Source organism: Desulfoluna sp. HI9BLuna, assembly GCF_056829775.1.
In genome coordinates, this window is sequence record NZ_CP186555.1 from 5305432 (window position 1) to 5325604 (window position 20173).

At 58.4% G+C, this 20173-nt stretch carries 15 protein-coding genes and 1 tRNA gene; 8 read left to right on the forward strand and 8 right to left on the reverse strand.

Translation table 11 applies throughout. From position 1 onward, the window contains the following. The first annotated feature begins 56 nt into the window (after positions 1 to 56). Positions 57 to 626, forward strand: coding sequence for a YqgE/AlgH family protein (locus tag ACOYW0_RS21630; RefSeq protein WP_482415831.1), 570 nt, complete (start codon positions 57 to 59; stop codon positions 624 to 626). Between the two features lie 522 nt (positions 627 to 1148). Further along, the gene (locus tag ACOYW0_RS21635) at positions 1149 to 3194 is read left to right on the forward strand and encodes a methyl-accepting chemotaxis protein (RefSeq protein WP_482415832.1); all 2046 of its coding nucleotides are present in this window, start codon (positions 1149 to 1151) and stop codon (positions 3192 to 3194) included. A 179-nt stretch (positions 3195 to 3373) separates the two neighbouring features. Here the strand turns inward: ACOYW0_RS21635 and ACOYW0_RS21640 are convergent, their stop codons facing one another. After that, the gene (locus ACOYW0_RS21640; RefSeq protein WP_482415833.1) at positions 3374 to 3955 is read right to left on the reverse strand and encodes a TetR/AcrR family transcriptional regulator; all 582 of its coding nucleotides are present in this window, start codon (positions 3953 to 3955) and stop codon (positions 3374 to 3376) included. 186 nt (positions 3956 to 4141) lie between these two features. Here ACOYW0_RS21640 and ACOYW0_RS21645 point away from each other — a divergent pair, with 186 nt between their 5' ends. From ACOYW0_RS21645 to ACOYW0_RS21660, 4 genes are all read left to right on the forward strand, one after another. Next, positions 4142 to 4594: a pyridoxamine 5'-phosphate oxidase family protein gene (locus ACOYW0_RS21645; protein WP_482415834.1), complete on the forward strand. Its 453-nt coding sequence runs from the start codon at positions 4142 to 4144 to the stop codon at positions 4592 to 4594. After that, complete coding sequence (locus ACOYW0_RS21650) at positions 4591 to 6813, forward strand: PEP/pyruvate-binding domain-containing protein (RefSeq protein ID WP_482415835.1); 2223 nt, start codon at positions 4591 to 4593, stop codon at positions 6811 to 6813. Before ACOYW0_RS21645 ends, ACOYW0_RS21650 begins: the two co-directional genes overlap by 4 nt. A 91-nt stretch (positions 6814 to 6904) precedes the next feature. Beyond that, positions 6905 to 8542 carry an ABC-F family ATP-binding cassette domain-containing protein gene (locus tag ACOYW0_RS21655; RefSeq protein WP_482415836.1) on the forward strand — a complete coding sequence of 546 codons (1638 nt, stop codon included), beginning with the start codon at positions 6905 to 6907 and terminating at the stop codon, positions 8540 to 8542. A gap of 122 nt (positions 8543 to 8664) precedes the next feature. Then, positions 8665 to 9393 carry a ParB/RepB/Spo0J family partition protein gene (locus ACOYW0_RS21660; RefSeq protein ID WP_180142080.1) on the forward strand — a complete coding sequence of 243 codons (729 nt, stop codon included), beginning with the start codon at positions 8665 to 8667 and terminating at the stop codon, positions 9391 to 9393. A gap of 216 nt (positions 9394 to 9609) precedes the next feature. On the opposite strand, the gene ACOYW0_RS21665 is transcribed toward ACOYW0_RS21660, so the two are convergent. The 3 genes from ACOYW0_RS21665 to ACOYW0_RS21675 all read right to left on the reverse strand — a co-directional run bounded on the left by ACOYW0_RS21665 (position 9610) and on the right by ACOYW0_RS21675 (position 13463). Continuing rightward, a complete protein-coding gene (locus ACOYW0_RS21665; protein WP_482415837.1) occupies positions 9610 to 10365 on the reverse strand; it encodes a hypothetical protein in 756 nt (251 codons plus the stop codon). 325 nt (positions 10366 to 10690) lie between these two features. Beyond that, positions 10691 to 12472 (reverse strand): tetratricopeptide repeat protein, encoded by a 1782-nt coding sequence (locus tag ACOYW0_RS21670; RefSeq protein WP_482415838.1) that lies wholly within the window; start codon positions 12470 to 12472, stop codon positions 10691 to 10693. 31 nt (positions 12473 to 12503) lie between these two features. Further along, positions 12504 to 13463, reverse strand: coding sequence for a sigma-70 family RNA polymerase sigma factor (locus ACOYW0_RS21675; RefSeq protein ID WP_482415839.1), 960 nt, complete (start codon positions 13461 to 13463; stop codon positions 12504 to 12506). Between the two features lie 544 nt (positions 13464 to 14007). On the opposite strand from ACOYW0_RS21675, the gene ACOYW0_RS21680 reads away from it, so the two are divergent. Continuing rightward, positions 14008 to 14084 (forward strand) — tRNA-Arg (locus ACOYW0_RS21680). Positions 14085 to 14436: 352 nt separating this feature from the next. Here the strand turns inward: ACOYW0_RS21680 and ACOYW0_RS21685 are convergent. The 4 genes from ACOYW0_RS21685 to ACOYW0_RS21700 form a co-directional block, all read right to left on the reverse strand. After that, positions 14437 to 15552: a hypothetical protein gene (locus ACOYW0_RS21685; protein WP_482415840.1), complete on the reverse strand. Its 1116-nt coding sequence runs from the start codon at positions 15550 to 15552 to the stop codon at positions 14437 to 14439. A 463-nt stretch (positions 15553 to 16015) separates the two neighbouring features. Continuing rightward, positions 16016 to 16777 carry a hypothetical protein gene (locus ACOYW0_RS21690; protein ID WP_482415841.1) on the reverse strand — a complete coding sequence of 254 codons (762 nt, stop codon included), beginning with the start codon at positions 16775 to 16777 and terminating at the stop codon, positions 16016 to 16018. Between the two features lie 253 nt (positions 16778 to 17030). Beyond that, the gene (locus tag ACOYW0_RS21695) at positions 17031 to 17954 is read right to left on the reverse strand and encodes a DMT family transporter (RefSeq protein WP_482415842.1); all 924 of its coding nucleotides are present in this window, start codon (positions 17952 to 17954) and stop codon (positions 17031 to 17033) included. A gap of 99 nt (positions 17955 to 18053) precedes the next feature. Next, the gene (locus ACOYW0_RS21700; RefSeq protein ID WP_482415843.1) at positions 18054 to 18878 is read right to left on the reverse strand and encodes a helix-turn-helix domain-containing protein; all 825 of its coding nucleotides are present in this window, start codon (positions 18876 to 18878) and stop codon (positions 18054 to 18056) included. Positions 18879 to 19156: 278 nt separating this feature from the next. On the opposite strand from ACOYW0_RS21700, the gene ACOYW0_RS21705 reads away from it, so the two are divergent. Further along, positions 19157 to 19714 carry a DUF4136 domain-containing protein gene (locus ACOYW0_RS21705; RefSeq protein ID WP_482415844.1) on the forward strand — a complete coding sequence of 186 codons (558 nt, stop codon included), beginning with the start codon at positions 19157 to 19159 and terminating at the stop codon, positions 19712 to 19714. Positions 19715 to 20173 lie beyond the last annotated feature (459 nt).

The window sequence follows — 20173 nt, forward strand, 5'->3', positions numbered from 1 at the left end:
TTTATGGTGAGTCGATCCGTGATGACACATGACCATTCAAAGGGTGGGGACCAACGATGAGCGGAGATGCGTTTCATTCCCTTAAGGGGCATTTTCTCCTGGCCATGCCGTCCATGAAGGATCCCAATTTTGCACGGTCCGTGGTGTATCTCTGCGAGCATACCGTGGACGGGGCCATGGGGTTTATCGTCAACCGTCCCAGTCACCTGATGGCGGCCCGTGACGTCTATCAGGAGTTCAAGCTCGAACATGTGGATGCCGCCGTGGATGTACCTGTGTACACGGGGGGCCCGGTTCAGCTGGATGAGATCTTTCTCCTGCACGGGCCCCCCTTTGATCATGAGGGTACCTTCCCCATGGGAGAGGACGTGGCCTTGTCAAACTCCATGGAGACCCTGTCGGCTGTTGCTCGGGGGGAAGGGCCTGAAAAAGTAGCTATTTTTCTCGGTAGCTCCGGGTGGGCCGCCGGGCAACTCGAAGGGGAGCTTGCGGGCAATGTGTGGTTGACCGTGGAATCCGGTATCGACTTGATCTTTGAGGTCCCGGCGGAGGTACGATGGGAAAAAGCCCTGGATCGTCTTGGTATTGATCCCGTGCTTCTTTCCGGAGATTTTGGGCGGGCCTGACGCCCGGTAAAGGCAACCCCTGCTTCCCGACAATTAAATGGGCGCGTTCCTTGTGGACGCGCCTTTTTTTATCCTGCCTCAACGAGTGTTCCCCGATGTTGCTAAACGGTGTTCATTTCTGTATTGACATTCCAGAACTTTCATTTTAGAAAAAACCGCGCATTGAGTCCGTTGATGAATGACGACGGGCTCCCCTGGGCAGATACACCTCCTAACAATCGGTTTTTGAGGATGATATCCTGTTGAGGGGTTGCTGATCGATGCAGCTGAAATCCGCAGAGGCCCGTGTTCCGGCATGGACCGACGGATTATGGCGAAGGCCAGCCCACGGGGTGGCTGTTTTTTGAGAATTAAACAGAACAAGTGTTTTGATATAAGCCTGCGGTTGAGCTGAGGGATGTGCCCGGCGATGCCTCGTTCAAGGCGCGTGAGCCGAACGGCACATGTCTGGGTTCGAGCAGGCCCTGGTTTTCTTAATGTAAGGAATGTGACGTGTTGACTACAATGAAATTGAGAACCCGGATGCTGTTGAGCATCTGTTCGGTCATGGCCCTGGCTTTTACGGTGACCATCGGGATCGTTGCCGTGATGTCCGGCAACCTGGCAGAGACGGAAGCCCTGGAAAAAGCGGAGCAGATGGCCTACCGGTACGGCGGCGTTGTCAAAGCGGAAGTGGAGATCGCAGCGGACTCGGCCCGAACCCTGGCTCAGGTCTTTGGGGGGGTGGTGACCGGACTTGACAAGGTGGACGGCGACCTGTCCCGCCGGGATTTGTTGACGCACCTCATGAAACAGGTGATAGACAAAAACCCCGGTTTTTATGGTGTGTGGACGATCTGGGAGCCCAACGCTCTGGACGGCAGGGATGCCGATTTTGTGAACGCCGAGGGCCACGACGCCACCGGGCGGTTTGTGCCCATCTGGAGCCGCAGCTCGGGCAGCCTGAAGCTGCGGCCCAGCCTGAACTACCGGCGTGAAGGCGACGGGGACTACTACCTTGTGCCCCAGCGAACCGGCAGAGAGGTGCTTGCCGAACCCTATGCCTTCAATATCGGGGGGCGAAATCACCTGATGACAACGGTGAGCGTGCCCATTGTCATGGACGGAAAAGTCCTGGGGGTGGTGGGCGTGGACATCGCCCTGAAAACCTTTCAGGATGCCTTTGCCGGCATTAAGATTTACGGGACGGGTTACCTCTCCATCGTCTCCAACGGGGGCGTGTATGTCTCTCACCCTGCAAACGGGCGACCCGGTAAGAGCCTCTTTAAGGAGACCTCCTGGGGAAAAGGGTTTGAACAGGCCATCCGGGACGGAAGACCGTTTCATGGGACCAACCACTCTGCGATCCTGGGCTGTGAGGTGGTGCGCATGGGCGTTCCTATCTGCATCGGCAAGGCCGACACCCCCTGGGCAGCCATGATCAGCATCCCCACCGCAAAGATCCTGAAGAAGGCACACACCATCCGGTATGTCTGCCTTGGGGTGGCCCTGGTTGCCATGCTGCTGCTCGTGGCCACGGTTTATGTGATCACCGGGCGCGCCACCCGGCCCATCATACGGGCGGTGACCTTTGCCGAGGCCGTTGCCAAAGGTGATTTCAGCCGGACCCTCTCCACCCGGAGGCATGATGAGATCGGTACCCTTGTGGGGGCGCTGAACTCCATGGTGGGAACCCTGGGGGACATGTTCCGGGATATTTCGGCGGGCGTAAGCCAGCTCAACGCTTCCTCTTCCAATCTTTCGGCAGTGTCAGCCCAGATGTCCTCAGGCGCCCGGGAGACCATGGAGAGGACAAGTTCATCCACAGCGGCCGCCGAAGAGATGAGCACCAACATGGCCTCGGTGGCTGCCGCCGCTGAGCAGTCCTCCCAGAATATCGGTCGGGTCGCCGCGGCCACGGAACAGATCACCGGCACCATCGAAAAAATCGCAGGCAACTCCGAGGAAGCGCGCCACGTGAGCAAGGAGGCGGTCTCCAGTGCCAAGCGGTCTTCAGAAAAAGTCAAAGCCCTGGGCGCGGTTGCCCACGAGATCAATACGGTGACCGAGGCGATCACCGAGATCTCCGCCCAGACCAATCTGCTTGCCTTGAACGCCACCATTGAGGCGGCCAGGGCAGGGGAGGCGGGCAAGGGCTTTGCCGTGGTGGCAAACGAGATCAAGCACCTGGCCCATCAGACCGCCGAAGCCACCCAGGAGATCAAGCAGAAGATCAACGGCATTCAGGTCTCCACCGATGAAACGGTCAAGGAGATCGAACACATCTCCGAGGTGATCTTCCAGACCAACGAGATCGTTTCGTCCATTGCAGAAGAGGTGGATGAGCAGTCCATGGCCACCCGTGACATTGCGGACAGCATCACCCAGGCCTCCCAGGGGATGGCTGAGGTGAGCGCCAGTGTGGCTGAAAGCACGGCTGTGGCTGCGGACATGGCGCAGGATATCGTCGGTGTCAACGAGGCGGCCGAGGAGATTGCCGAGAGCAGTGCCGGTGTCAAACAGAATGCGGGAGATCTCCACCATTTGTCGGATCAATTGAAAGGGATGGTGGAGCACTTTCAGCTTTAGCACGATGAGTGCAGCTCATATGTAAGGCACCAGATCTTCTGATGGTGTGTTTTTCGCTTGTGCCTCCGGCGGGACCTGCCGGGGGCATAAGCGTATGCCTGATTTAAAAAGTGCCTTGAGCAGGCAGGTTAAAAAAACACGATTGAATGAATGTTGTTTTAAAGGCGGATGTGATTTGCCTATTGCCGCGCGTGGGCCAGGGTCATGTCGATCATCTGTTCAATCTCCTGCCGACGGCTTCCCCCCTTGATCATGATGACCATGCCCATGAGCTGGCAGAAGAGGTGGTTGGCAAGGACTGTGGTGTCCTTTTCGGCCGGGATCTCTCCTTTTTCTTGTGCGGCGTCCAGGCAGAGCCTGAGGTCCGCTTTCTGCAGGGTCCAGTGGTGCTGGACACGGTTCAGGACCATCTTGTCCATCTGGTTTTTTTCGGCCACCGTGGTGAGCAGAAGGCACCCGTTGCCTTTTCCTGAGTAGGCATAGTCGATGCGGTGGCGGAAAAAATCGGTGATATTCCCCAGGCCCAGGGGCTCGCGGCGGAGGATATGACCGACGTGCCGGTGCACGGCCCGGGTATAATGGTCGATACACGCACAGAACAGCCCTTCCTTGTTACCGAATTCCACATACATGCTGTGTTTGTTGAGCTTTGTCGCCTTGACCAGATCGTTGACGGAGACGGCCTTGTAGCCTTTGTCAAGGAACTGCGAGGTGGCCGCGTTCAACACGTCCTGGTGATTGTACTCTTTGTTGCGGGGCATGGTTCTGTCCTGTGGCGGGTTGGTGGTGAATTGGGTAAGCTAAAATGATCGTTCTGTTATGTCAAGGGGCAATGTCAGGCGCCCATGGTGCCGGGCAGATGGGTGTGGAATCTGTGGATATCTCTGATATAATGCAATATCCCGTCATGATTTCTTCCTTGTACCTCCATGAAAAGGCAGGTCCCCATGACCCATCACGCGGCAGTTGTCCGGATGATCCGATCCCTCCTTGACGCCCAGCGACTCGGGGTGCTCAGCACCCACTGCAGGGGACACCCCTACGCATCCCTGGTGGCCTATGGTGTCACCGACGACCTGTCCCGGCTTTTTTTCGTCACCCCCCGGTCCACGCGTAAATACGGAAACATGACCGAGGACGACCGGGTTGCCATGCTCATCGACAGCAGGTCCAACGCGGAAGCCGATTTTCATGAGGCCCGGGCCGTGACCATAACGGGCCGGGTGTCCGAACCCGGGGAGGACGCCGCCGCTCCCCTAAAAGCCCTTTTTCTATCCCGCCACCCCTACCTCTCCGATTTTGTCGCGGCCCCCTCCTGTGCCTTTATGGTGGTAAAAGTCCGGCGCTGCATTTTCGTGGAGCGGTTTCAAAACGTCACCGAGATTGAGGTGAGCCCATGACCTTTCTTATGCCCCTGGCCCGTGCGGGAGCCCATGGCGAATCGGTGGTGGGGGGCAAGGCCAACGCCCTGGCCCGCATGGTTCAAAACGATATTCTGGTCCCGGACGGGGTCTGCGTAACGTCCGAGGCGTATGGCGCCTTCGTCTCAGAGGCCGGACTCTTTGAGCGGATCCAGATGACGCTTCAGTGCAAGCCTTTTTCCGAGATGCGGTGGGAAGAGGTGTGGGACGCGGCCTTGAGGATCCGTAACCTTTTTTTGACGGCGCCCTGGCCACCTGTGCTTTATGAGGCCCTTGCCACGGGGCTGGAACAGTTCGTTGAAGGCGGTCCCCTGGTGGTGCGATCGTCGTGTCCGGAGGAGGACTCAGAAGGGGCGTCTTTTGCAGGGCTGCATGACTCTTATGTGAATGTTCGCGGCCTGGAATCCACCCTGGATCACATCAAGCGGGTCTGGGCCTCCCTCTGGTCGGACGGCGCTCTTCTCTATCGGCGGGAGCGGGAGGCTGATTTCCGTGCGGGAACCATGGCCGTCCTTGTCCAGCGGCTGGTGAGGGGGGAGGTGTCCGGTGTGGCGTTCAGCAAGAGCCCCCTGGCTGCATCCGAGGGGGTGGTGGAGGCTGTGTACGGTCTTAACCAGGGGCTGGTGGACGGCACGGTGGAGCCGGATCACTGGCGGCTGGACCGCACCTCTGGGGCGATCCTGGCGCACAGGGCTCCTGAAGGCCGGCCATCGTGCCTTGGCGCTGGCCCCTCCGGGGTCCGCACGGTTTTGCTCCCCGAGGCCAAGGCGGCCAGGCCTCCCCTGGAGGATGAAGAGGTGACATCGGTGTTTGCCCTGGCGCGTCGCATGGAGTCCCTGTTCGATTCTCCCCAGGACCTGGAGTGGACCTTGGACGGGGGGCGGGTGCATGTGCTTCAGTCCCGGCCCATCACCACCCTGGAGGCACAGGGTTCACCAGGGAATGACGCGCTGCACAAGCGTCTCCATCGCAGCTATGACAGCTTGTGTGCATTAAGGCAGAAAATCGAGACCCGGCTCCTGCCGGAGATGACCGAGGCGGCCGAGGAGATGGCCAGGGTCTGTCTGGAAACCCTGAACGACGGAGACCTGGCCCGGGAGCTCCGGTACCGACTGGAGGTCAACGAGAGGTGGGTCGGGGTTTACTGGTCGGAGTTTATTCCCTTTGCGCACGGGGTTCGGCTCTTTGGCCAGGCCTACAACGATGCCGTCAAGCCCGACGACCCCTTTGAGTTTACCCTTCTTCTGACCCATACCCCCCTTGTGGGCATGGCCCGAAACCGTCGCCTGGGAGACCTGGCAGCCCAAATGCGCGAGCACCCGGACTGGAACGGGGGAGCCGGCTTTGGTGTTACGTCGTTGCCCCCTGAGATCGAGGCTGCCGTGTCTGCGTTCATCGACGATTACGGAGAGCTCTCCTGGGCGGTGGCCGGGGGAGCTTCGAACCAATCGCCCCGGCATACCCTGGTGTCCCTGGTCCTTGAGATGGCGGCCCACCCGCCCGCATCCGAGGCCACGGCCGGGGATGCATCCCGGCTGGAAGAGAGGTTTTTGGGGGCTTACCCTGTGGAGTCCAGGGAGTACGCCCAGGGCGTCCTGGACCTGGGGCGTTCCAGCTACCGCCTTCGGGACGATGACAACATTTACATGGGGCGCCTTGAAGCGGAACTCTTTCGCGCTGTGGCCGAAGGGCGCAGGCGGTTGGAGCAGAATGGGACGGGGGCCGATGCCGAGGGGCTTTGCCACGAGCTGGAACGCTTCGGGAGCCGTCCCACCATCCAAAGCGCTCCGGCCCGGGATGCGGAGGAGACCTCCGTGATCAAAGCCCGCCAGATCATGGGCCAGCCCGCCGGACAGGGGCTGGTTCGGGGAAGGGCCCGGGTGATCCGCAGCCCCGGCGACCTTGCAGGTCTGGCATATGGAGAGATCCTGGTGTGTGACGTGGTGGAACCCACCATGACCCATGTGGTGCCCCTGGCCGCAGGGCTCGTGGAACGGCGCGGCGGGATGCTCATCCACGGTGCCATCATTGCCAGGGAGTACGGCCTGCCGTGCGTGACCGGCGTGCCCGATGCCACCACGAGCATCGCCACCGGGGATCTGCTCACCGTGGACGGGTACCTGGGCATCGTGACCCTGGGGGAAGCCGATGAGATCTTCGGGGAAGGGACGGCGGGCCGCGTGAAAAAAGATTGCTGATTTAAGTGCGATACGATATAAGCAGGCGTCGCATGAACCACGGGTTGCTACGACCCGTGGTTTTTTTATTGTTCAAACTGAGGAACCTTCTATGATCTGCGCAACCAACGTGGCGCTTGCCTACGGCAAACGCGTCCTGTTTAAAGACGTCAATATCAAGTTCACCCCCGGCAACTGCTACGGCCTTATCGGTGCCAACGGCGCCGGCAAATCAACTTTTCTCAAGATCCTTGCAGGGGAGATCGAGTCCGACAAGGGCGACATCAGCGTCGGGCCCGGCGAGCGTATTGCTGTCTTGAGGCAGGATCACTTTGCCTTTGATGAAGAGACGGTCATCAACACGGTGATCATGGGCCACCAGCGGCTCTACGACATCATGGTGGAGCGGGACGCCATCTACTCCAAGGCGGAGTTCACCGAAGAGGACGGCATCCGTTCCGGTGAACTGGAGGCGGAGTTTGCCGAGATGAACGGCTACGAGGCCGAGTCTGAGGCAGCGGTTCTCCTGAACGGCCTGGGGATCCCGGAAGAGATGCGCCACCTGAAGATGAAGGACCTTGAAGGGGGGGACAAGGTCCGGGTCCTTCTGGCCCAGGCCCTTTTCGGCAACCCCGATGTGCTGCTCCTTGACGAACCCACCAACCACCTGGACCTGAAGTCCATCGCCTGGCTGGATGATTTTCTGGCGCGGTTCCAGAACACCGTCATCGTGGTCTCCCACGACCGACACTTTCTCAACCAGGTGTGCACCCATATCGCCGACATCGACTACGGCAAGATCCAGGTGTTCGTGGGCAACTACGACTTCTGGTGCCAGGCGAGCCGCCTGATCCAGAAGCAGAAGCAGAACGAGAACAAGAAGACCGCGGACAAGGCCAAGGAGCTCACCTCCTTTATCCAGCGATTCAGCTCCAACGCCTCAAAAGCCAAGCAGGCCACCTCCCGGAAAAAGCTTCTGGAAAAACTGACCCTGGAAGACATGCCCGTCTCGTCCAGGCGATACCCCTGGGTGGCCTTTAAGCCGGAGCGTCCCTGCGGCAACGTTATTCTGGAGATCGAAAACCTGAGCAAGACCATCGATGGCCAGGAGGTGCTCCGCGACCTTAACCTGGTGGTCAACAACGGGGACAAGGTCGCCTTTGTGGGGGACAACGGTCTTGCCAAGAGCACCCTTTTTCAGATCCTGGCAGGGGAGATGGAGCCGGACTCCGGCAGCTTCCGCTGGGGTCAGACCATCACCCCCTCTTTTTTCCTCAAAGAGAACCGGCAGTACTTTGAAACCGACATGACCCTGGTGCAGTGGCTGCTCCAGTACGCGCCCCCGGAAGAGGGAGAAAGCTTTGCCCGCGGTTTTCTGGGTCGCATGCTTTTCTCCGGTGAAGAGGCCATGAAAAAGACCGGGGTTCTCTCCGGCGGGGAGAAGGTGCGCTGCATGCTGTCGCGCATGATGCTCTCCGACGCCAACGTGCTGGTTATGGATGAACCCACCAACCACCTGGACCTGGAGTCCATCACCTCGCTGAACGAAGGGCTCATGGCCTTTCCCGAGGTGGTCCTTTTTGCTTCCCACGACCATCAGTTTGTCTCCACCGTGGCCAACCGCATTGTGGAGCTTACCCCCCGGGGCAGCCTGGACCGGCTCATGAGCTTTGACGACTACCTGGCCAGCGCCGATGTCGCAAAGGAGAGGGAAGAGCACTACTGCGGCGAGAGCGCCCTGGCGCTGTAAGTTTTTAAAATTCTTTGGCGACCGGGCCATGCCCAGTGCGGCGCCCGTGCCTTGAACCGATGCGAAACCTCTGCGCCCCCGGCATTCTTGCCGGGGGCTCTTTGCCATGTGGGAGAGAGACCATGAACATCAGCACCATGCCCATCACCGATCTGAAGGTGGAAGAGCCCTTTTCAACCCTGTTTCCCGTGGGGGAGGATACCCTGGAGGGGATCCGCCTGGATATGGAGTCCAACGGGTACGACGACGCCTTTCCCATCATCGTGTGGGAAGAAAAGGGCATCGTTGTGGACGGTCACACCCGGTATACCGCGGCCCTGGCCGTGGGGTTGGAGACCGTTCCCGTCCTGATCCGGAATTTTGAAAACGAGGACGACGCCATCCTCTACGCCTTTCATCTCCAGCGCAACAGGCGGAACCTGGCCGATGAGGACATCGTCCGCTGCCTGCAGCTCCTGGATTCCATTGACGAGGCCCGCGGGGACGACGGGGAGAAGCGCACCAAAAAAGAGATGGTCAAGGAGCGCGCCAACGAGCTGGGCACCAGCGAGAGCAAGGTGGACAAGGCCCGAAAGGTGATGGAACACGCCGACGATTCCATCCGTGAGGCCGTGGAGTCCGGTGAAAAGTCCATCAACCAGGCCTTTAACGAGATGCAGGAGATGCGACGGGAGAGCGGCGAGCTTAAAGGGCGCACCACCTCGTCACTGGCCTGCGGCGCCCGCTACAACAAGACCCTGGGCAAGCTCATCGAAGAACTCACCCGGATCCGGGACGAAGGCTGGGAGCAGATCTCCATGGAAAAGGCCCTCCTGGATGTGGAGACCCTCAAAAACATTGTGGAGGGGTAATCCGGCGGCAAGGTGGGGGCACCTTGAAACCCTATGGCGAATGCATGGCGGCAGACTTCATGCACCCAATTTTCGGGGTATTCGCGCGTTGTGTGATATGGCGCAGCCGTTTTTGCGGAACTTGTTAAGGCCCATTGGACCTCTGTAAAGCATATTGGATAGATGACAGGCGCGACTCCTTGGTGGATCGCGCCTGTTGTGTTTTGGGGAGATCGTTTATTGCGGGGTCTCAAGGGTGAACATGGTACGGTCCACCGCAGGGTTCACGAAGGCGCGATCAATGCGGATGGTGGCTTTCACCCCTTTGGCCGTGGTGAGGGTAATGGTGCGGAACCGATTGGTGCCGTCCGGGTCGGCCGTGGGTGAGAGGTGGAGGTCGTAGACCTCATCCCCGCCTTTGGACAATGTGGTCCGGGTGGGGAGGCCCCGGGGGTCTATGTCGATGGTTTTGGTGTGACGCCTGTCGAGGCGAAGCACCAGGGCTCGGGCGCCCTCTTCGGGCAGGGGGTGGAGCCGTGCGGACTCAAAAGGCCCCACCATGATCTTGCCCGAGAGCAGGGCGTGGATTTCGGAGAGGGACAAGGGGATGCCTGTGGCAGAGGCCAGGGAGGGGTCTTCCACCTTTTTGACGTAGGGTTTGTGGCTGCCCATGTGGGAGCGGAGCCTGAGGCGCGTGCCGTCATAGGCAATGGACTCCACGGGGGTGGCCGCGGCCATGATCTCCAGTCTCAGGAGGTTGGGGGCATCACCGGCCCAGGCAAGGCGAAACCGTCGGGTTTCCCCGTCTTCGGTGGTGGTCACCGAGCCGATGCCTTTAAAGGAGGTCACCTCGTGGTTGAGTTGGGTGAGTCGACGGAGCTCCTCTTGAGCGCCGTCGGTCTCGAACCGGAGGGCAGGGGGGGAGAGGATGCTGCATGCTGAAAACAGGGGCAGGACACAAAGAACGATGAGGATCAGGACTGGGCGTTGCATGGATGATAACTTTCTTCCGGTAGTGTGAATAGGGGCGGACAACACCAGGCCCTGGAAAGGCAGCGTCTCCGGTAACGATTCGGCTTATGCCTCCGGCGGCCCTACCGGGGGCAAACTTTTGAAAAGTTTGACAAACAGGTCTTGATATTCCTGGCATGAATCCCAGCGATTTTGACTGCTCTAATCTTTCAAAAAAGCGACCCGCCGGAGGCAAGCTGAATAGTTACTTCGCTTTTAAGATGAAATACCTTGTTGCCGGAGGCGGGTTTTGGGCGCTGGGTCGTTACCGTCTCCGTACGTCAAGATAACATAAAATGCCCGGTGCTTAGCGGTCCGTGTCGCTCTCTTCTAAGGTGCGTATTTTTTCACGGATGGCCGGTGCGTCTTCATGGCCCAGCTTCAGGGATTCCCGATAGTAGTTCAGGGCCTCCTGGGTCAGGTTGTTCTGTACCAGGGCGTCCCCCAGGTGCTCCATGACCACCGGATCGTCGGGAAGCAGGGCCGCAGCCTCCCGCAGGGTGCTCAGGGCCTTGGAGTACTGGCCCTTCTGGTAGTAGACCCAGCCCAGGGAGTCGGTGATGTAACCGTCTCCGGGCTTGTACTCCAGGGCCTTTTTGATGAGGCGTTCGGCATCTTCCAGGTGGATGCCCTGGCGTGCGTAGGTGTACCCCAGGTAGTTCAGGGCATTGGGGTCCTCGGGGTCCAGCTCAAGGGCCCGTTTCATGGCATTGGTGGAGGCCTCGCTTTTTCCCCATTTGTCGTAGAGAACCCCGATGCGGAAGTGCAGTGTCGGGTCCTCCGGGGTGAAAGAGATGGCCTTGAGAAGACAGGCTTCCGCTTTGTCGTATGCCTTTTGCTCTTCGTAAAACGAGGCCAGGTAGTTCAGGATTTCGATGCTTTCGGGCTGCTGCTCCCGCGCCTCTTCAAGGGTTTGAATCGCTTCATCCTGTCTTCCCTGTTCCCAGAGCTGGACACTGACAAACAGGATGGCACGCTCGTAATAGTCCGATGCGGGGGAGATGCGGGTAAAGCACTGGATGGCCTCCTCAGAGTCTCCGAGCTTTTCACAGACGAACCCGAGCATGTAATTGAACTCGGAGTTGTCCTTGTAGGCGGTCATGACCCCGGTGAGGAGCCGGTGGGCTTCCGAGTACTTCCGGCGTTCGATGTACTGCTGGTTGATGAGGGTGTAGATCTCCGGCCATCGGTCCGCAGACGCGGTGATCTCGTCGTAGAGCTTCCGGGCCTGCTCCTCTTCTTCCAGTGTGTCGTGGAGCAGGGCCATGGCTAAGCTGGCGTGGAGATCGCCGGGGCTGTGGGTAAGGGCCAGGCGGTACTGGGCCTTGGCCTCGTCGTATTGTTTACGGCTGACGAGAATATCGGCCAGTTCCAGTCTTGCCTCGATGAACTCCGGCGCGATATCCAGGCTCTCTTTGAGGTGATGCACCGCCTTGTCCTCATCGCCTTTCTCCTTGTACAGAAGGGCGGCATAGTAATGGCCTGCGTAGGCGTAAGGGTATGCCTCAAGGAGTTTCAGGTAGGTCTCAAGGGCATTATCGCGTTTGCCGATGGTGGTCTGGAGCAGCCCCAGGCGAAAGTAAGCCTCTTCCCGCGTGGGGTCCGATTCAATGACCCGTTTCAGGAGCTTTTCGGCCTGTCCTGCCCGACGCTCGGCCAGGCGGATACGGACCAGGAGCAGCAGGGAGTCGGCGTCATCGGGGTGGTCGGCCAGGATGCCGTCGATGACCTCAAGGGCTTTCTCTTTTTCCCCGGCAAGAAGGTACACCACGGCAAGCTCCCGCTTGAGAATCAGGGCCGAGGGGTCTTTCTCGGATGCTGTGGTGAGGTACGCGGCAGAGGTGGCGTAATCTTCGGCCTTGCGGGCCAGCATCGCCTCGATGTAAAGGCGGTAACCGGACCAGGTTTCCGGGCTGTCGGGCTCCTCAATGGACGAAGCTCCAGGGACCATGGGGGTGGATGCGTTGGAGGTAAGGCCTTCCCGGGTGGAGGAGGCGCACCCGGAAAGGAGAAGCACCGACAGGGTCAGGGCCGATAGAAGGACCGGGGCGAGTCGAAGCCCCCGGATCGTGGCTGAGATAAGGTTCATACATTCCGTTCCATGTGGTTGAGGAAGGGAGTTACTCGGACCGGTCGGTGTACAGGTGAAAATCAGGAAGCTCGCTTTGAAAGAAATCCTTCATCCGTCGGGTGATGTTTTTTTCAATCTGACGGACCCGTTCCCGGGATATGTTGTACTTTTCACCGATCTCCTGAAGGGTCAGGGGGTCTTCAGAGAAGATGCGGGAGTTGAAGATCTCCAGTTCCCTTTCGGCCAGTTCTTTTTTGAATGCCTCCACTTTATTGTGGAGCAGCGATTCCAACTCCTTCCGTGCGACCTGGTCTTCCGCCGAGTCGGATTCGGAATTGAGAAACTCAATCCGTTCCGTGTCGGAATCCTCCTTCAGGGGAGCATCCAGAGAGACATCCCAGCCGTCCAGGCGCTGGTCCATGTCGATGATCTCCTTGGGAGAGACGCCGAGCCGCTCGGCAAGCAGCTTGGGCTTGGGGTCAAAGCCCTGTTCGATGAGCTTTTGTTTCTCCTTTTTCAGTTTGAAAAAGAGCTTTCTCTGCCCCTGGGTGGTCCCGATTTTGACCAGGCGCCAGTTGTCCATGATGAACTTCAGGATGTAGGCTTTGATCCAGAACGAGGCGTAGTAGGAAAATTTTACGTTTTTATAAGGGTCGAACTTTCGCACGGCCTGCATCAGGCCGATGTTGCCTTCCTGAATAAGGTCCAGCAGGTTCTGCATCCAGACGCGCTGGAAATCCAGGGCGATTTTGACCACGAGCCTCAAGTTGGCGGTGACCAGCTGGTAAGCGGCATCGGGGTCTTCATGTTCCTGGATGCGTATACCCAGTTCCACCTCCTCTTCCCGGGTGAGCAGCTTGTACTGGCTGATCTCCGAAAGATAGCTCTGGAGCGGGTCAAACTTGGTGACAGCATTGCCGCCGGAGGATTTGACAGGCAGATGGGTATTTTTGGACGCAGGCTTCTTTTTCTGGGAAGCCTTGACGATGACCTCGGTTTCAGATGTCATAGGGTCTCTTTGTGAAGCGTTGTTGTCGTTTTTCTCGTTGTCTCTTTTAATTTTCATATGGAAACATGATCACTGAAGATGAAGGGGCTGCGGTATTTTTCTCACCGCCTGTGCACAGGGCACCTCCCGTGAATATCGTCACAAAAATCGTTTTGCACCTCTTTGCGTAAAAACAAGGTGTCGTCTTATCTGAATGTATCATGAATCGCCGATTATGGGAAAAGTCTGCAATTCTCAGTCCCCGATATATCACAGTGGGGCGAATTGCCAACCTTGGAAACACCGGCCCCTTGAAGAGGTCGTGATTTCGACCTGTTGACCGGGCGATTTCTTTTAACGGACCGGATTTTAACGAAAGCGGGCATGCATGACCTCTCAAGGTACCTTTTCCCTGATCGGCAGCCCGTCAGGGAAACCTTTTCATCAGGGTTTCATCCGCACCAGTCGTGCCACCCGGGTCGGGAACCGCCTTTTTTATGGGGGCCCTTTTTTTGGGTGGACAAACGAAATACCGTCTGCTAAATAGCTTCTCGCATCAATCAATGCGCCTGTAGCTCAGTTGGATAGAGCATCCGCCTTCTAAGCGGATGGCCGCAGGTTCGAATCCTGCCAGGCGTACCATAAAAAAAATAAAGGCATTCCTTGATTTCAAGGGGTGCCTTTTTTGTTTTATGGGGCACCGCCTTCCTGTTTGTGACTCACACGTCTCTGCATCTCTTTTATTCCTCGTATAACAACCGGTTTGTTGCCCTGTGTTCGGTATGGTGAAAATTTGTGTGCCACAGGGTAAAAAGAAAGCAACTGTTGTGCCACGGGCAGGCGTTTTTCGTAACTGTCCGGAGTCGCAGCAATATCAGGGATGGAGACGATGGGCGCAGACGCTATGGCCCTGTGGATTGTGTCTTTTGTAGGCACCCTGGACGAATGTGTATCAAAAAGATCCGTACAGGGGGCGACGTCCCGGCAAGGCCCGTCAGCCCGCTGATCCTTCACCGCCCCGGACCAGGCGTCTCACGCCGTGGCAGACCACCGCACACTCCAGCCCGAAGGGGAGGTATCCTCCATACCCCAGCAGGGGCATTTCGAATACGTGGAACCGCCCCACATAGGGAATTGCGTAGGTCCAGCGTGCCAGGCTGAACATGTTCCACATCTCCCAGAAAAAGCCGCAGGCAAGGGCCGAGATGGCCATGAGCCAGAGGTGCGACCAGTTTCCCGATTTCAAGGGGCTGAAGACCGTTTCATACCCTGCCACCTGTTGAACGGAGACGATGAGCAGAAGAGGGGAGAGCCACAGGAACGGATAGAGAAGGTCCGGGCGGATCCCGATGCCAACCAGGGCCACGGCCGAGATAAGCAGAAGGCACAACGGGGCCAGGGGATTTGCACCAATGTCGATGCGTACAAACCGGCCCATGCCCGCCCAGAGGCGCGGAAAGGTGGCCAGGAGGTCGCAGGTGCTTGCCACCCCGGGGAGGACCGTTGCAAAGGCAAGGCTGGCCTGGCCGTTCAAGGCGAGCAGCTCGTCGTGGCCTGCGTGGTAGGACCAGTTTGCCGCAAAGCGGTTCAGGTACTCGAAAAACCACCAGAACACCGGGCTCGCCGCAAACAGGGCGATAAGGTAGACCGGCTCGTGGGTCAGCATGCACCGCCCTGTTCGTTTGTGGGTGATTCCGTTGACGACCAGGATAAAGGAGAGCCAGAGGGGCACAAAGGTCTGGTCCTGAAGGGGCTCGAACCAGGGGAACCGTGTCCAGGCAAGGGCCCAGGAGACCAGGAGCACCACCAGGCCGATTCGGCCCCACCAGGGAAGCCGTCTGGTCGAAACTCTTTTCGGGCGGGGTTGTGGCTCCTGGGACCGGATGAGGTGGCGGAAAAACGGGCCCATCACAAGGAGGATGGCGGCTGCAACAGCCACAAAAGCACCCCAGGAAAAGGGAGCCGGGGGCTGGAGGTCGGGTGTTGCGGTGAGGGTAAAAAAGGGCCGGAGCGGTTTGCCGTCGAGCCAGGCCCCCAAAAGGGGCAGCCCGATGAGCAGCAGGGCAATTCCGGCCGCGATAAGGGTTGGGGTCACGAATTTTTTTATCACGATACGCCTGTGCGGTTCTTGCCGTAGAGGCACGCATGCCAAAGGGTGGACGTCAGTCTTTTGAGTCTCAGGGGAGTGGGGAAAGCCGTGGGGCGATGAACGTGGACGGACGGGGCGCTGAGCCGAGCCCTGAATAAAGGGTCGATAGCCCGACGTCCCGTGGAGCGAAGAACCGGACGGGAAAAACATGTTTCAATACGTCATTATATAAATTTGGGACGTAATGATCAACAACAGCAACTACTGGGCCAACGCATTTAACAATTCCGTTGCCTCCGGCGGGTCGCTTTTTGAAAAAAGCGTCGCAAAAATTGTCCGGTAATCAAGACACGTCTCTTGATAGAGGGGCTATGGCCGGTTGCGACGCATCCAAAAATGAAACCTGTTTGTCAAACTTTTCAAAAGATTGGCCCCCGGCAGGGCCGCCGGAGGCAAAATCTAAATGCGTTTGCCCTGACGGCAACTATGCCCCGGAAGACGCCAGGTTGATTTCCAGTTCTGCCTTCAAGGGGGTGGCGGCGCTTCTGGATGAACCCCTGCCGCCCCGCCTGCCCTTGCCTCCGGCCCGTTTACCCGCTGACGCCTTGGGTGGGGTTGTCTCGGGAGATGTAATCTCAAGGGTTACGCTGGTCCCGGGGGTGGTGTTTGTCAGCAGGGCCATGGCCTTGAGGTTGAGTCTGGCTTCCAGTATCAGCCGGTCGAATCGGTCCTGGGCCAGCAGCATTTCAATGCCTTTTTTACGGGCTTCGGATGGCGTGAGGTCTGTGGGGTGGACGGAAGGGGGCACCGTGACGGCGATACCGGCAGGCGCGGTCATGGCGTGTTGGGGGCGCGGCTGGTCCCTGTTTTGACGTTCGCTTTTATCCGGTCCTTCTCCTGGCTTGATGGTCAGAGCCACATCCTGGCCTTCGGTGTTATCAAAGCCGAGGGTGAGGGTCAGGCCGCTGTGCATCACCTTTCGTGCCATGTTTCTTGATCCCACGGTGAGGCAGATAAAGAGGTCTTCTTCGTTGTTCATGGTTCGGACGGCAAGGCGGCTGTCCTCGTCATAATACTGGGGCCGTATGGTGTCCCATTCGTTCGTCTGGCCGTCGACCTGCAGGGTGTCAACGGGTTGCCAGGCGCTTTGGATTTTCTGGGTCGAGCTGCATCCCATGAGAAGGAGCGCTGTAAGAACGGTGAAGGGGACTGCAATGAGTGTGCGAATGCTTTGCGTTTGGTGCATGGAGGGTGGGTTCCTTTGCTGGGGTAAGGGTCACTCTGGACCGCCGATGACGATAATCTGCAGGGTGTACAGCAATGGGCATGCCAGCCGGGGGGATGCTTACGGAACCGTTAGAAACTCAGGGAATGGGGCCGCCGGGGGCGGGCTAGGTACCTCGTGGCGGCCCCGGAAAGTGGGGGATTTCGGGACACTGGGGTGGGGCTGTGGGTAAAAACCCCCCACATCTGTGGCGTTTCAGGTCAGGTGACAGCCGTTACGCGGCGCGTTGGCTGAACACCACACCCAGCAGTACGGCCCCGGCCATGAGGAGCTGCAGGGAGGTGAGGGATTCGCCCAGGAGGACCCATCCGATCAACACCGCATTGACGGGGACCAGGTTGATAAAAATGGAAGCCCTGGAGGCCGGCACATGGCTCATCCCCCAGTTGTAGAGGCCGAAGGCGCCAAGGGTCACAAAGAGCCCGAGAAACGCCATGGCAACCATGAGCTCCGGGGTCCACACGGCTGTGGGTGTTTGCAGGAGAAGGGGCAGGCCGGGGGTGAAGAAGAGGGCCCCTGCCAGCAGCTGCATGGCGGTGAGGCTCCAGGGGTTGTAGCGCTGGCACAGCTGCTTGACGATGATCATGTTGATGGCCGCGCTTACCATGGCGCAAAGTTCAAGCCCGTTTCCCAGAAGAGGGTTTTGGGCCTTGCTGCCCGGGGCGTCCAGAATCGTGAGGCAGATGACGCCTGCGATGGTGATCCCAAGGCCTGCCATGAGGTTGCGGTTGATTTTTTCCTTGAGGAAAAGCCAGGCCCCGAAGGCAACGAAGAGGGGAACCAGGGCCGAGATCACACCTGCCTGGGATGAGGTTGTGTAGGTGAGTGCATAGGATTCCAGCAGAAAATAGAGGCAGGGCTGAAACAGGACCATGGGGACAAGGAGTTTCCAGTCCCCTCTGCGATAGCTTGCAAAGGCGGATTTACCCACAAAGGGGGCAAGCAGGAGCAGTGCCGTGGTCATGCGGAGCCACATGACAGACCAGGGGTTTAAGACCGCAACGGCAATTCGCATGGCGGCAAAGGAGCCGCCCCAGAGCAGGACGGCCGCCAGGAGCGCCGCCACCGGTAACAGGAGGCGCTGCGGGGAAGGGGTTGCGTGGTGTGCGGTGGGTAAAGGGGCCTGTGCTGTCTCCATGGATGATCTCCTCTGTGTCGGGTTGATACAGACCCTATCGCACCGGCGAAGGAGGGTATTGTATGAAATTGCGGTGGGGATGCTTTTTTGTCTGGCCCCTTATGCTTCCGCCATGTATTGCCTGGGCGTTGCCCCGGTGAACTGCTTGAAGCGCTTGGTGAAATGGCTTTGATCGCTGAACCCCGTTTCCAGGGCTACCTGGGAAAAGGGCATCCCTTGCCGCATGAGGCGCTGGGAGAGGTCAATGCGGCGCTGGGTGCGGAAGGCATGGGGCGCAATGCCCGTGGCGTGTTTGAAGACACGGAGGAAGTGGTATCGGCTCAGGCCCACGGCCTCGGCCACTTCGTCCAGGGACATTTTGCGGCCCAGCTCCTCGGAGAGGTACTCCTTGGCCAGGCAGACACGGCGGGACTCGCCTTGAAATGTGTCGGGGCTTTGGGCATTGGCATAGCGAATCAAGAGGTGCCCCAGGGATTCCATGAGGGCTGTTTCCAGGGCAAGCCGCCCTTCATGCATGGTCATTCGATGGAAAAAAAGCAGGAGGCGATCCTGAAGGCCCCTGTCGCGAACCACCATGCGTTGGAATTCCGGTGGTGCAGAGTCTTTTCCCGAAACATCCCTGAAGGATGCGGTCATCACATCAAGCATGATGTTGACAGACCAGTACGAGAGCTGCTCCCGGCCGATGGGAATACCGGAGTGGACCTGGCCCGGATTGATCAATGCAAGGCTTTGCCTGTCCACAACAGCCTCGTGTTCCTCCGGCCCCACGCAGTAACTTGCTCCCCTGTCCGCGAGAACGAGGGTGTAGGTGTTGTCATGGACATGCTTGGGGAAAATGTGATGGCTATCAATGACTCGCGTAACTTCGATATCTTTAAGCTCGCCATGGCGATAGAATGTCGTGTTTCCAGGTTTTTTCATGGCCCAATACCGGTCTTTTCTCGTGTTTGGCAAGAAGAACCGATTCTATCAGGTGTCTCTCCATATTTCTTGTAGAAAATTGCGGGGGCCGCTATCCGAATCTCCGTTCCCGGGTGGGTGCGGCAAGATCAGGGACTTGGGAAGGGCGATTGTTCTGTGGTAGAATAGCAACGTAACTTTGACGGGTTAGGCCGGTGTTTTCCCCAACGGGATACCGGCCCCTCTCCATAAAAACCCCACGGTGGTGTACCGGTTATCTTCGTGCCCAGGAGGTGTGCATGAAAAAGAGATGGCTTTGGATGGTTGCGATGGCCCTTGTCTTCAGCGGGTGCTCCGGGATCCGGGTCAATCAGGACTACGACCCGGCACAACAGTTCGGCAGGCTGAAGAGTTACGCCTGGCTCTCTGAATCCCAGCCTGTCACCGGGGACCCACGTATCGACAGCTCGTTGCGGGATAGCCGGACCCGTTCGGCCGTGGAGCAACAGCTCAGGGCAAAGGGAATCCAAAAGGTGGATGACGCAGACGCGGCCTTTTACCTCCGCTATGAGTTTGTCCTGAGAAAAAAGATCGAGTCCAGCGGAACCGGCGGAAGCGTCGGCTTCGGCAGGGCCAGCCACGGGCGCTACAGCGGTGTTGGTATCGGTACGGGGACCAGTGTGAGCGATTACGATGAAGAGTCCCTCATCATTGATTTTGTGGGGCGAGACTCGTCCACCCTTTACTGGCGGGGTACCGGGGCTCAGCGGTATTCCGAATACAAGGACCCCGATAAAGCCATCAAGTCCCTTAACAAACTGGTGAAAAAAGTGCTGGACCAGTTCCCCCCGAAGTGAGGCCCAGGGTTTCGTCCGGTCTCCCCGGACAACGGCGCACACCGGCTGTTGTCGTGTTCCTGCCTTTCCCCTTATTTCAAAAAACGAGGGATAAATGCGCCCATTCGCGTCGGTATTCCGGCTTGAGTTTGTTTGATGAGGTTCCCTTTCCCATGAATATCGTGTAAGACAGCCATCGCGCCAAAAGAGCACGGATGGAAAAGGCGAGGGGGTTGTGCGGGTGGGAATGGTGAGCAGTAACGTGAACAATGGTCTGTTTTTGATTGCCGTCATGCGCAGCCGTCTGATATAACCCATCGTTATTTCCATAAAGAGACGGATGAAACGACAGGCGACGCCCGAAGTTCCGGCGCGCGGGTCGAAGCGTGTAGAAAGTTAGGGTGAGGTGGCTTGGCGGCAACCGGTTCGGCGGGGAAACGGTCAAGGTGCCTCAAAGAGAAATGGAGAAGCAGGTAAGGA